This is a genomic window from Acidovorax sp. GW101-11A03 (assembly GCF_059424825.1).
Genome location: NZ_JBWKZU010000017.1, coordinates 1 through 12,272 on the forward strand (window position 1 = coordinate 1; position 12,272 = coordinate 12,272).

At 62.9% G+C, this 12,272-nt stretch carries 14 protein-coding genes and 2 pseudogenes; 6 read left to right on the plus strand and 10 right to left on the minus strand.

Annotated elements, in window-relative coordinates; all coding sequences use genetic code 11:
• Nucleotides 1-129 (plus strand): annotated as a pseudogene (locus AC07Z7_RS09375) (DUF4148 domain-containing protein); the annotation flags it as partial.
• Between the two features lie 309 nt (nt 130-438).
• Here the strand turns inward: AC07Z7_RS09375 and AC07Z7_RS09380 are convergent.
• From AC07Z7_RS09380 to AC07Z7_RS09420, 9 genes are all read right to left on the minus strand, one after another.
• Nucleotides 439-855, minus strand: a complete 417-nt coding sequence (locus AC07Z7_RS09380) for a F0F1 ATP synthase subunit epsilon (protein WP_063460851.1) — start codon at nt 853-855, stop codon at nt 439-441.
• Nucleotides 856-930: 75 nt separating this feature from the next.
• Nucleotides 931-2,337, minus strand: a complete 1,407-nt coding sequence (gene atpD / locus AC07Z7_RS09385; protein WP_094285957.1) for a F0F1 ATP synthase subunit beta — start codon at nt 2,335-2,337, stop codon at nt 931-933.
• A 33-nt stretch (nt 2,338-2,370) separates the two neighbouring features.
• The gene (gene atpG, locus AC07Z7_RS09390) at nt 2,371-3,237 is read right to left on the minus strand and encodes a F0F1 ATP synthase subunit gamma (protein ID WP_094285959.1); all 867 of its coding nucleotides are present in this window, start codon (nt 3,235-3,237) and stop codon (nt 2,371-2,373) included.
• Between the two features lie 18 nt (nt 3,238-3,255).
• Complete coding sequence (gene atpA, locus AC07Z7_RS09395) at nt 3,256-4,809, minus strand: F0F1 ATP synthase subunit alpha (RefSeq protein WP_094285961.1); 1,554 nt, start codon at nt 4,807-4,809, stop codon at nt 3,256-3,258.
• A gap of 41 nt (nt 4,810-4,850) precedes the next feature.
• Complete coding sequence (locus AC07Z7_RS09400) at nt 4,851-5,393, minus strand: F0F1 ATP synthase subunit delta (protein WP_494766118.1); 543 nt, start codon at nt 5,391-5,393, stop codon at nt 4,851-4,853.
• Between the two features lie 10 nt (nt 5,394-5,403).
• A complete protein-coding gene (locus AC07Z7_RS09405; protein ID WP_094285965.1) occupies nt 5,404-5,874 on the minus strand; it encodes a F0F1 ATP synthase subunit B in 471 nt (156 codons plus the stop codon).
• 34 nt (nt 5,875-5,908) lie between these two features.
• Nucleotides 5,909-6,178, minus strand: coding sequence for a F0F1 ATP synthase subunit C (gene atpE / locus AC07Z7_RS09410; RefSeq protein WP_007847749.1), 270 nt, complete (start codon nt 6,176-6,178; stop codon nt 5,909-5,911).
• Between the two features lie 59 nt (nt 6,179-6,237).
• Nucleotides 6,238-7,116 (minus strand): F0F1 ATP synthase subunit A, encoded by an 879-nt coding sequence (gene atpB / locus AC07Z7_RS09415; RefSeq protein ID WP_094285967.1) that lies wholly within the window; start codon nt 7,114-7,116, stop codon nt 6,238-6,240.
• A gap of 21 nt (nt 7,117-7,137) precedes the next feature.
• Nucleotides 7,138-7,611 (minus strand): ATP synthase subunit I, encoded by a 474-nt coding sequence (locus AC07Z7_RS09420; RefSeq protein ID WP_094285969.1) that lies wholly within the window; start codon nt 7,609-7,611, stop codon nt 7,138-7,140.
• A gap of 288 nt (nt 7,612-7,899) precedes the next feature.
• On the opposite strand from AC07Z7_RS09420, the gene AC07Z7_RS09425 reads away from it, so the two are divergent.
• From AC07Z7_RS09425 to AC07Z7_RS09445, 5 genes are all read left to right on the plus strand, one after another.
• The gene (locus tag AC07Z7_RS09425; RefSeq protein WP_252662033.1) at nt 7,900-8,217 is read left to right on the plus strand and encodes a YbeD family protein; all 318 of its coding nucleotides are present in this window, start codon (nt 7,900-7,902) and stop codon (nt 8,215-8,217) included.
• A gap of 88 nt (nt 8,218-8,305) precedes the next feature.
• A complete protein-coding gene (gene lipB / locus AC07Z7_RS09430; RefSeq protein WP_494766133.1) occupies nt 8,306-8,947 on the plus strand; it encodes a lipoyl(octanoyl) transferase LipB in 642 nt (213 codons plus the stop codon).
• A 15-nt stretch (nt 8,948-8,962) separates the two neighbouring features.
• A complete protein-coding gene (gene lipA / locus AC07Z7_RS09435; protein WP_494766119.1) occupies nt 8,963-9,943 on the plus strand; it encodes a lipoyl synthase in 981 nt (326 codons plus the stop codon).
• A 39-nt stretch (nt 9,944-9,982) separates the two neighbouring features.
• Nucleotides 9,983-10,702 (plus strand): AraC family transcriptional regulator, encoded by a 720-nt coding sequence (locus AC07Z7_RS09440; protein ID WP_494766120.1) that lies wholly within the window; start codon nt 9,983-9,985, stop codon nt 10,700-10,702.
• Nucleotides 10,703-10,786: 84 nt separating this feature from the next.
• Nucleotides 10,787-11,620, plus strand: coding sequence for a DMT family transporter (locus AC07Z7_RS09445; protein ID WP_494766121.1), 834 nt, complete (start codon nt 10,787-10,789; stop codon nt 11,618-11,620).
• A gap of 51 nt (nt 11,621-11,671) precedes the next feature.
• On the opposite strand, the pseudogene AC07Z7_RS09450 reads toward AC07Z7_RS09445, so the two are convergent.
• Nucleotides 11,672-12,172 (minus strand): annotated as a pseudogene (locus AC07Z7_RS09450) (MFS transporter); the annotation flags it as partial.
• Nucleotides 12,173-12,272 lie beyond the last annotated feature (100 nt).

The following is a 12,272-nucleotide window of genomic DNA, read 5'->3' on the forward strand; positions in this document are numbered from 1 at the left end:
AGTCAGGAGCCTGCTGGTTCGCGCGTGGTGACCTACAAGTCCACGGCTGACCGCGCTGCTGTGCGTGCCCAGGCTGCCGAAGCCCTGCGCACGGGTCAGATCCCTTCGGGCGAATTCAGCGCCATGTAATTCCAGCCGGCCTGTGCAGGCCGGTCGCGAAGTGCAAATGCCATAAAAAGGCCGGAGTCCCTTGCGGGGCTCCGGCCTTTTTTGCTTTGGCATGTTTTGCGCGGGCTTGCAGACCGTTGAAGACTGCAGACAACCCCCTCAACAGAAACAACACGAGCAAGCAGTGGCCCCTTCGACCTCATGCATCGCGCGGGAGAGACCGAGCGCCCTCCCCTCCCATGAGGCCCGCGTCGCGCCCTCCACCCGCCGCACAGGCATAAAAAAAAACCCGGCACAGCCGGGTTTCTTGTTCCAAGCGCTGGGGCTGGATTACTTCTTCTGGCGGAACTTGCGCAGCGCCGCAATCTGGGCAGCCATCACAGCGAGTTCGGACTGTGCCTTGGCCAGGTCCAGTTCGCTCTTGGCGTTTTTGAGCGCTTCTTCGGCCGATGCCTTGGCCGCATTGGCCTTTTCATCGTCCAGGTCCTTACCGCGGATGGCGGTGTCGGACAGCACGGTCACGCAGTTGGGCTGCACTTCCAGAATGCCACCGGCCACGAAAACAAACTCTTCGTCACCGTTGGCCATCTCGATGCGCACCGAGCCGGGCTTGATGCGCGTGATCAGCGGGGTGTGGCGGGGATAGATGCCCAGCTCGCCAGCCTCGCCAGGCAGCGCGACGAAACGTGCTTCACCGGAGAAGATGGACTCTTCGGCACTGACCACATCAACGTGGATGGTGTTCATCATTGCTCCTAGGAAAAGATGGGTTGCTTGATTGCAGAGGGCTGAGCCGCTGTGGGCCGCTCAGCCGCCGGGCAATCAGGCCACCTTCTTGGCCTTTTCGAAGGCTTCGTCGATGGTACCGACCATGTAGAACGCCTGCTCGGGCAGGTGATCGCATTCACCGTTCACGATCATCTTGAAACCACGAATGGTTTCGGCCAGAGGCACGTACTTGCCTGGCGAGCCCGTGAACACTTCGGCCACGTGGAAAGGCTGCGACAGGAAACGCTGGATCTTTCGCGCGCGGGCCACGGCCAGCTTGTCTTCAGGAGCCAGTTCGTCCATACCCAGAATGGCGATGATGTCGCGCAGTTCCTTGTAGCGCTGCAGCGTACCTTGCACCGCACGGGCCGTGGCGTAGTGGTCTTCGCCCACGACGTTCGGGTCCAGCTGGCGGCTGGTGGAGTCCAGTGGGTCCACGGCAGGGTAGATACCCAGCGAGGCGATGTCACGCGACAGCACCACGGTGGAGTCCAAGTGGGCGAACGTGGTGGCAGGCGAAGGATCGGTCAAGTCATCGGCAGGCACGTACACGGCCTGGATGGAGGTGATCGAGCCGACCTTGGTCGACGTAATACGCTCTTGCAGACGGCCCATTTCTTCGGCCAGCGTAGGCTGGTAGCCCACGGCGGAAGGCATACGGCCCAGCAGAGCGGACACTTCGGTACCGGCCAGCGTGTAGCGGTAGATGTTGTCCACGAAGAACAGCACGTCACGGCCTTCGTCACGGAAGGACTCGGCGATGGTCAGACCGGTCAGCGCCACACGCAGACGGTTGCCTGGGGGCTCGTTCATCTGGCCGTACACCATGGCAACCTTGGACTCTTCGAGCTTCTCCAGGTTCACCACGCCGGAATCGGCCATTTCATGGTAGAAGTCGTTCCCTTCACGGGTACGCTCGCCCACACCAGCGAACACCGACAGACCGCTGTGGGCCTTGGCGATGTTGTTGATGAGTTCCATCATGTTCACGGTCTTGCCCACACCGGCGCCGCCGAACAGCCCCACCTTGCCGCCCTTGGCGAACGGGCAGACCAGGTCGATCACCTTGATGCCGGTTTCCAGCAGCTCTTGCGAAGGCGACAGTTCGTCGTACGCAGGGGCCTTGCGGTGGATGGAGGCCGTCAGTTCCTGGCCCACGGGACCGCGCTCGTCGATGGGGTTGCCCAGCACGTCCATGATGCGGCCCAGAGTGGCCTTGCCCACGGGCACGGTGATGGCGTTGCCGGTGTTGGTGACCATCAGGCCACGACGCAAGCCGTCGGACGAGCCGAGGGCAATGGTACGCACCACGCCGTCACCCAGTTGCTGCTGCACTTCCAGCGTCAGGGCAGAACCCTCCAGCTTGAGGGCGTCATACACCTTGGGCATCTGGTCGCGCGGGAACTCAACGTCCACCACAGCGCCGATACATTGAACAATCTTGCCTTGCACTTGAGCCATTTTTCGCTCCAATTTAGATGTTGGTTGAGCTGCTTACACAGCAGCGGCGCCAGCCACGATTTCCGAAAGTTCTTTCGTGATCGCTGCCTGGCGCGTCTTGTTGTAGACCAGCTTCAACTCGCCAATGACGCTGCCTGCGTTGTCGGTGGCGGCCTTCATGGCCACCATGCGCGCCGACTGCTCGGACGCCATGTTTTCCGCAACGGCCTGGTAGATCAGGGATTCGACGTAGCGGACCAGCAGATCGTCGATCACGGTCTGGGCATCGGGTTCGTAGATGTAGTCCCAGCCATGCTCAGTCTTCTCGGCCTGCATCTGCTCGGACGACAGCGGGAGCAGCTGCTCCACGACCGATTCCTGGCGCATGGTGTTGATGAACTTGGTGTAGCTCAGGTACACCGCGTTGATCTTGCCTTCCGCGTACGCATCGAGCAGCACCTTCACGGGGCCGATCAGCTTGTCCAGATGAGGCGTGTCGCCCAAGCCCGTCACATGCGAAACCACCTTGGCACCGACGCGGTTCAGGAAACCCAGGCCCTTGTTGCCAATGGCCACGGCCTCCGTCGAAACACCAGCGCCTTGCAACTCACGCAGCTTGGTCGTCACGGCGCGCAACACGTTGGTGTTCATGCCGCCGCACAGGCCCTTGTCGGTCGTCACCACGATCACGCCCGCTACCTTGGCATCGTTCACCTTCATGAACGGGTGCACGTATTCGGGATTGGCCTTGCCGAGGTTGGCTGCAATGTTGCGGATCTTCTCGCTGTAGGGACGGGCAGCGCGCATCCGGTCCTGCGCCTTGCGCATTTTGGATGCAGCCACCATCTCCATGGCCTTGGTGATCTTCTTGGTGTTCTCCACCGATTTGATCTTGCCGCGTATTTCCTTGCCTGCTGCCATGATGGCTCCTCGTCCGGTTTAAGCGAACGACTTCTTGAACGCGCCGATGGCAGCGGTCAATTCGGCTTCTGCGTCCTTGTCCATGGCCTTGGCCTGTTCCAGCTTGGCCAGCAGTGCGGCGTGGCTGGTCTTCAGGAACTGGTGCAGGCCGTGTTCGAAGTCGAGAACCTTCTTGACGTCGATGTCGTCCATGAAGCCCTTGTTCACAGCAAACAGCGTCGCGCCCATCAGCGAGATGGACAGGGGGCTGTACTGTGCCTGCTTGAGCAGTTCGGTCACGCGGGCACCGCGGTCCAGCTGCTTGCGGGTGGCTTCGTCCAGGTCGGAAGCGAACTGCGCGAACGCAGCCAGCTCACGGTACTGGGCCAGGTCGGTACGGATACCACCGGACAGGTTCTTCACCAGCTTGGTCTGGGCAGCACCACCGACGCGGGACACCGAGATACCGGCGTTGATGGCGGGGCGGATACCAGCGTTGAACAGCGAGGTTTCCAGGAAGATCTGGCCGTCGGTGATCGAGATCACGTTGGTGGGCACGAAGGCGGACACGTCGCCGGCTTGCGTTTCGATGATCGGCAGTGCGGTCAGCGAACCGGTCTTGCCCTTGACTTCACCCTTGGTGAAGGCTTCGACGTAGTCGGCGTTCACGCGGGCTGCGCGTTCGAGCAGGCGGCTGTGGAGATAGAACACGTCGCCAGGGTAGGCTTCGCGGCCTGGTGGACGGCGCAGCAGCAGCGACACTTGGCGGTAAGCCACGGCTTGCTTGGACAGGTCGTCATAAACAATCAGGGCGTCCTGGCCGCGGTCGCGGAAGTACTCGCCCATCGTGCAGCCGGAGTAGGCCGACACGTACTGCATGGCAGCCGATTCGGAAGCCGATGCGGCCACCACGATCGTGTATTCCATGGCACCGGCTTGTTCCAGCGCGCGCACCACGTTCTTGATCGACGAAGCCTTCTGGCCAATGGCGACGTAGATACACGTCACGCCCTGGCCCTTCTGGGCGATGATGGCGTCGATGGCGACGGCCGTCTTGCCGGTCTGGCGGTCACCGATGATCAGCTCGCGCTGGCCACGGCCCACGGGCACCATGGAGTCGATGGACTTCAGGCCGGTCTGCAGGGGTTGGTCCACCGATTTACGGGCGATCACGCCCGGTGCGACCTTTTCGATCACGTCAGTGAGCTTGGCATTGATGGGGCCCTTGCCGTCGATCGGCTGACCCAGGGCGTTCACCACGCGGCCGACCAGTTCGGGGCCCACGGGCACTTCCAGAATGCGTCCCGTGCACTTGACGGTGTCGCCTTCGGAGATGTGCTCGTACTCGCCCAGAATCACGGCGCCGACGGAGTCGCGCTCGAGGTTCAGAGCCAGGCCGAAGGAAGGCTGACCGTCCTTGGTGGCGGGAAACTCAAGCATTTCACCAGCCATCACGTCCGACAGGCCGTGAACGCGCACGATACCGTCGGACACGGACACCACGGTACCCTGGTTGCGGATATCGCTGCTGGCGGCCAGACCTTCGATGCGGCTCTTGATGAGTTCAGAAATTTCTGCGGGATTGAGTTGCATGACTCTTTCCTTCTTTCTTTGGTTCGCTGTCCTCGCCGCGCTTACGCGGTGAGGGCCGCTTTCATTTGTTCAAGACGGGCCTTGACCGAAGTGTCCAGCACCTCGTCACCCACCACTACGCGAATGCCACCGATCAGGGACTCGTCCAGCTGAGCGGTGAGGTTGAGCTTGCGGCCAAAGCGCTTTTCCAGCGCAGTGCCGACATCGGCCAGTGCGGCAGCGTCCATCGGAAAGGCGCTGTGCACCACAGCATCCGACGAGCCGCTGCGGCCATTCACGAGGGCACGAAACTGTGCAGCGACTTCCGGCAGCGCGGCGAGGCGCCCGTTGTCGATGACCGTGCGCAAGAAGTTCTTGGCCGTGTCAGGCAGAGCCGAACGCGCAACACCCGTGAAGACGGCAAACACCTGGTCTGCCGTCACCTTGGGGTTGTCCGCCAGCTGGCGCAACTGGGGGTGGGCGGCAATGGCCGCCAGTTCATCGACCCAGTCAGCAGTGCTGGCCAGGTCCATGCCCGCACCCGCAGTAGCGGCCTTGAACAGGGCTTCGGCGTAAGGGCGGGCAATGGTGGCGAGTTCAGCCATGTGTGTCCCCTTACAGCTCGGTCTTCAGGCGGTTGAGCAGGTCGGCGTGAACGCCGGCATTGACTTCCTTGCGGAGAATCTGCTCTGCACCCTTGACGGCCAGCGCTGCGACCTGCTCACGCAGGGCTTCGCGGGCTTGCACCGTTTGCTGCTCGGCTTCGGCACGGGCGGAAGCAACGATCTTGTTGCCTTCTTCCGTGGCGCGTGCCTTGGCTTCTTCGATGATGGCCTGGGCACGTCGGTCGGCGTCCGCAAGACGCGAGGCCGTTTCGTTGCGCACCTGCGCCAGTTCCTTCTCGACCTTCTGATTGGCAGCGGTCAATTCGGACTTGGCACGGTCGGCAGCAGCGAGGCCTTCGGCGATTTTCTGGGCTCGTTCATCCAACGCCTTCGCGATCGGGGGCCACACGAATTTCATCGTGAACCACACCAGGATCAGGAAGACGATGGCCTGAATGAACAGGGTCGCGTTGATACTCACGGCAACACCTTTCTAGAGTGGCGTTGAGTGGGAATTACTTGGGCAGGTTGGCCAAGAACGTGGAAGCGAAGGGGTTGGCGAAGGCGAACAGCAGAGCGATAGCAACACCGATCAGGAACGCAGCGTCGATCAGGCCGGCCAAGATGAACATCTTGGTTTGCAGCTCGTTGATCAGTTCAGGCTGACGTGCCGACGATTCGAGGAACTTGCCACCCATCAGTGCGATACCGATGGAAGCGCCGATAGCGCCCAGACCAACGATCAGACCACAAGCCAGAGCGACGAGACCGAGAATGTTTTCCATGATGACTCCTGAGTTAAAAAAGAAAAGTTGAAAAGGAAAGAGAAACGAAAGGGAACCGTTTAGTGCGCGTTGTGCGCCTGACCGAGGTAGATCAGCGCAAGCATCATGAAGATGAACGCTTGCAGCGAGATCACCAAAATGTGGAACAGCGTCCAGATGGTGCCAGCGATGACGTGGCCCACAGGCAGCAGCACACCCGACAGCGACAGTGCAGCTGCGCCACCCATCAGGGCGATCAGCATGAACACCAGTTCACCGGCGTACATGTTGCCGAACAACCGCATGCCATGCGATACGGTGTTGGCCACATATTCAATGATCTGCATCAGCACATTCACCACCGCCAGAATCAGGGCGAAGATGGGGTTCTTGCTGGTGCCGAAAGGAGCAGAAACGAGTTCGTGGGCCCAGCCGCCGGCGCCCTTGATTTTGACGCTGTACCAGAAGCGCAGGATCAGGATGGCAAATGCCAGGCCCAGGGTGGTCGAAAGGTCGGCCGTAGGCACAACACGCAGGTAGGCATGGTGCGGGTCGTGACCGGCAGCACCGTAGATCTTGGCCCAGATGGCGGGCAGCAGATCCACAGGCAGCATGTCCATGAAGTTCATCAGAAAGATCCAGACGAACACCGTCAGACCCAGGGGGGCGATGAACTTGCGGCTTTCAGCGTTGTGGATGTTGGCCTTGGCCTGGTTGTCCACCATCTCGACCAGCATTTCCACGGCTGCCTGGAAGCGGCCGGGCACGCCGGAGGTTGCCTTGCGGGCAGCGGACCACAAAATCAAAAGAGTGAGGACACCCAGAACCAGACCCACAATGATCGAGTCGTAGTTGATGACGGTGAAATCAACAATCTTGGTCTGGTTGACGTTCTGAAGATGCTGCAGGTGGTGAACGATGTATTCACTTGCAGTCGGAGCGTGCGCTTCTGCGGCCATCGGACAACTCTCTTGTAACTATCAATCGGTTTTTCGGACACCAGACCGCACCAACAGTGCCGCCCAGTACGTTTTCATTGTGATCACCATGCCAACCAGCAAGGCCATCCAGCTCAAGTCCGGCACGAGCCGGGGTGCCGCTGCAAGCAGCGCCACCGTCAACACGATCTTGGCGATTTCCCAACCAAAGAACCCCAGCATGGCTGCACGCGGATCGGACGACGCCTTGCGGCGAAACACGCCCCGTGCAAACAAGCCCGCCGGAACCACCACCGCCACGGCGCCGTAGGCTGCAGACCAACCCACCGACGCCCGGCCTGTCAGAACCCAGGCCACCAGGGCCACCAGCATTCCAACCAGCGCCTGACCTGCCACCACCTTCCACACCGAGATGGGAGGATTGCGACTGCGCCACTGCTCCGCCTCTTGGGCTGTCAGGGGCTTGAAGTCAGATTCTTCAGCCTCAGCTTCAGTCTCAGGAGCGATTGTTTTCATTGTTGAATGACGCCCGCGTTACAGACTGCAACTTTCACAAAGCCTCTAATTATAAGTAAAAACCCATGGCAGTCGGCAAAAACCCGCAAACCGGGTGCGTGACCCGCGCGCCAGCGTGCGCCGTTGTGGTGACAGGCCAACGGGTTCAACGAGGCAAAACGGCCCATCCTGCACCGGATTGGCGCACGCAAAAGCTGCGGCTCGCGCCATGCCACCGGGCCTCTGGCGCACAATGGCGCAGCGCCATCAGCTATTGAAACCGAAGCAAAGACCCAAGGGCTTTTCACCATGACACCCACCACTCCGCCGCCCGCCAATGGCCTTGCCGAGCAGGCCACCGACCCACGCAAAGACTCGCTCATCGAATACCCCTCCCGGTTCCCTATCAAGGTCATGGGCGCCAAGGTGGACGGCTTTGTGCACGCGGTCACCGAGCTGGCGCGCCAGTTCGACCCCACCTTCGATGCCAGCACCATTGAACTGCGTGACAGCCGCGCGGGCAATTACCTCGGAGTAACCATCACCATCACCGCAACCAGCCGGGAACAACTCGACAACCTGTACCGAGCACTGTCCTCGCACCCGCTGGTCAAGGTCGTCCTGTAGGCCCGTGTCTACAACCACGCCCCCGAAGCCGGAGCCTGTGCGCCCCCAGATCCTTGGCCGGGTGGACTACGCCACCACCGTGCAGGCCATGCAGGACTACACGGCCACACGCACGTCCGACACCTCCGACGCCCTGTGGTTGTGCGAGCATGCGCCGCTCTATACACAGGGGCTGGCTGGCAAGAGCGACCATATCCTGACCCCCGGCAGCATTCCCGTGGTGGCAACCAACCGGGGCGGACAGGTCACTTTCCACGGCCCGGGCCAGGTGGTTGCCTACCCGCTGATCGACCTGCAGCGTGCTGGCTACTTCGTCAAAGAGTATGTCTACCGCGTGGAAGAGGCCGTGATCCGAACGCTGGCTCATTTTGGCGTCACGGGCCACCGCGTGGGCGGCGCACCTGGCATCTATGTGCGCCTTCACGCCCCCCACAGCCACGCCATGCTGCCCCAGCGCCCCCAAAAACAAACCGGCGCCGGCGCCCCTCCAGCCCCCGACTTCGACGGCCTGGGCAAGATCGCCGCCTTGGGCATCAAGGTCAGCCGACATTGCACCTACCACGGCGTGGCGCTCAATGTGGCCATGGACCTGGAACCCTACTCGCGCATCAACCCTTGCGGTTACGCAGGTTTGCAAACAGTGGACCTTTCTACAATCGGGGTCCACACCACCTGGGAAGAAGCCGCGCAGGTGCTGGGCCAGCAGCTCAGCATCCGGTTGGCGCCCTGAACTCTGCCTACAGCCATGAGCACCCCTGAAGTCGTCCGCGAAGCGCAATCCACCGAAGCCTACAACCCGCTGGCCAAACAAAAGGCTGCGGCCAAGCTGTCGCGCATTCCGATCAAGGTGGAGCAAGGCGAAGTGCTGAAGAAGCCCGACTGGATCCGCGTGAAGGCAGGCAGCCCCACCACGCGCTTCTACGAAATCAAGGAGATCCTGCGCGAACACAAGCTGCACACGGTGTGCGAAGAAGCCTCCTGCCCCAACATCGGCGAGTGCTTCGGCAAGGGCACTGCCACCTTCATGATCATGGGCGACAAATGCACGCGCCGCTGCCCGTTCTGCGACGTGGGCCACGGCCGCCCCGACCCGCTGGACAAGGACGAGCCCCTGAACCTGGCCAAGACGATTGCCGCACTCAAGCTCAAGTATGTGGTGATCACCAGCGTGGACCGCGACGACCTGCGCGACGGCGGCAGCGGCCACTTTGTGGAATGCATCCAGAACATCCGCGCGCTGTCGCCCACCACCCAGATCGAGATCCTGGTGCCCGACTTCCGCGGCCGCGACGACCGTGCGCTCGAAATCCTCAAGGCCGCGCCGCCCGATGTGATGAACCACAACCTGGAAACCGCGCCCCGCCTGTACAAGGAAGCGCGCCCAGGCTCTGACTACCAGTTCAGCCTGAATTTGCTGAAAAAGTTCAAGGCCCTGCACCCCAACGTTCCCACCAAGAGCGGCATCATGGTGGGCCTGGGCGAAACGGACGAAGAGATCCTGCAGGTGATGCGCGACATGCGCGAACACAACATCGACATGCTGACCATCGGCCAGTACCTGTCGCCCAGCAACAGCCACCTGCCCGTGCGCCGTTACGTGCATCCCGACACCTTCAAGATGTTCGAGGAAGAAGCCTACAAGATGGGTTTCAGCCACGCCGCCGTGGGCGCCATGGTGCGCAGCAGCTACCACGCAGACCAGCAGGCGCACGCGGCCGGGGTCTGAGCCCCGGCGCACACCCACCGTCTGCGGCGGAGCAATCCCATGCATGCCCCAGACCAGCTCTCCCTGCGCCGCTACGGCGCCTCGCCCGGCAGCCACCGCCACGACCACTTCCAGGTCCTGCTGGGGCTGTCCGGCGCCCTGGAGCTGGAGGTGGAAGGGCGCGGCGTGCGGGTGGCCGCCGGCGGGGGCTGTGTCATTGCCCCGGGGGACCGGCACGATTTCGAGTCCGCCGGGGGCAGCCTGTGCCTGGTGCTCGACAGCGCCCACCCGGCCTGGGCGGCACTCTCGTGCCCGCCAGCGGCGACGGCCCCGCCCGCCCAGGCGCTGCCCTTGGCGCACTACCTGGCCAGCGCGCTGCAGCAGGGCCGCCCGCTGGCGCTGGCCCACGGCCCTGCCTTGCTGCGCGAGGCCTGGCTGGCCGATGGGTGCGGATCTGCCGCACGCGCACACACTGCCCCGGCCCCCACCCGTCGCCCCATCGACTGGCTTGCGCTGCAGCAATGGGCGGCGCGGCAGTGGCACACCGAGCTGACCGTGGCCGATCTGGCGGCGCAGGTGCACCTGAGCCCCAGCCAGTTTGCCGCCCGTTGCCGGGACGACCAGGGCATGGGCGCCATGGCCTGGCTGCGCAGCCAGCGCCTGGCGCACGCGCGGCTGCTGCGTGGCACGGGCATGGCGGTGGCTGAAGTGGCGCGGCGCACAGGCTACCGTTCGCCCTCGGCCCTGACGGCCGCACTGCGCCGCACTCACCAGGCTTGAACAACAGGCTCTGACGCCGGACAACCCCTGGCGCGCGACGATCTACCGCCATTGCGCGACGGCCGGCGCGCTTAAGCTCGGCCCATGCAAGCCAACCTCTACGCCCTGGGCGCCATCGCGCTGTGGGCCTCCCTCGCCTCACTGGGCGTGTCGCTCACCCATGTTCCGCCGTTCCTGCTCACGGGCATTGCGCTCATCATCGGCAGCGTGCCCGCCTGGCCATTTGTGCTGCGCGATCCGTCGCAGTGGCGCATTCCACTGCGCACGCTGGCGCTGGGGGTGTACGGCCTGTTCGCCTACCACTTCCTGCTGTTCATCGCGCTGCGCCACGCGCCGCCGGTCGAAGCCAACCTGGTCAACTACCTCTGGCCACTGTTCATCGTGGTGCTTTCGCCCGTGGTGCTGCCCGGCGTGGCGCTGCGCCTGCCCCATGTGCTGGCGGCACTGCTGGGTTTTGGGGGCGCGGCCATTGCGATTGCCGGCGGGCGCGAGCTGAGCGGCACCCTGGCATGGGGCTACCTGCCCGCGCTGGCAGCCGCCTTCATCTGGGCCACCTATTCGCTGCTGACCAAGCGCGTGGCGGCTTTCCCGACCACGGCCATCGGGCTGTTCGGGCTGGTCTCGGGCGTGCTCTCGCTGCTGTGCCATGTGGCGCTGGAACCCGCCGCCAGCCTGCAGCCGCGCGACTGGGCGCTGCTGGCCGTGCTGGGCCTGGGGCCGCTGGGGGCGTCGTTTTTCATGTGGGACAAGGCGCTCAAGCTGGGCGACGCGCGGCACATCGGCATCCTGAGCTACATCACGCCCCTGGCCTCCACCGCGTTGCTGATCGTGGTGAGCGGGCGCCAGTTCAGCGCCAGCATTGCGCTGGCGACGGTGATGATCATTGGCGCGGCCATCCTGGGCATGCGGGCCCGCTGAAAAACAAGCCAAATTGGCCGTTACCGCTTGTCCACCATGTCTTGATAGCTATCAGTTTTGAGTATTTCTGCGCACCCGCAGAAACAGCCAGCCGGTGATGGACAGGTTCAGCAGGTTCCAGCCAATGCCGTTCACAAACGCGGCGTGGTAGCTGCCGGTGATGTCGAAGATCCAGCCCGACAGCCAGCCGCCCAGGGCCATGCCCACCAGCGTGGCCATGATCACGGCACCCACGCGCACGCTGGCCTGGGCGGGCGCGAAGTGCTCGCGCACGATGATGGCGTAGGTCGGCACGATGCCGCCCTGGAACAGGCCGAACAGCGCCGAGATGATGTACAGCGGCACCAGTCCGTCGTAAGGCAGAAACAGCAGCAGCGCCACCCCCTGCAACGCCGAGCCCAGCAGCAGGGTGCGGATGCCGCCGATGCGGTCGCAGATGAGCCCGAAGACCAGGCGGCTCACGATGCCGCAGGCCAGCATGAGCGACAGCATCTGCGCGCCCTGGGCGGCGCCAAACCCGAGGTCGGTGCAGTAGGCAACGATGTGCACCTTTATAGTAGTACTCAATTTTTAGTACTTCTATCTAAACCACATCAGAAATAGCCATGGGGAAATACAACTTCAAAGTGGTCGAACCGAGATCCGCTGAACT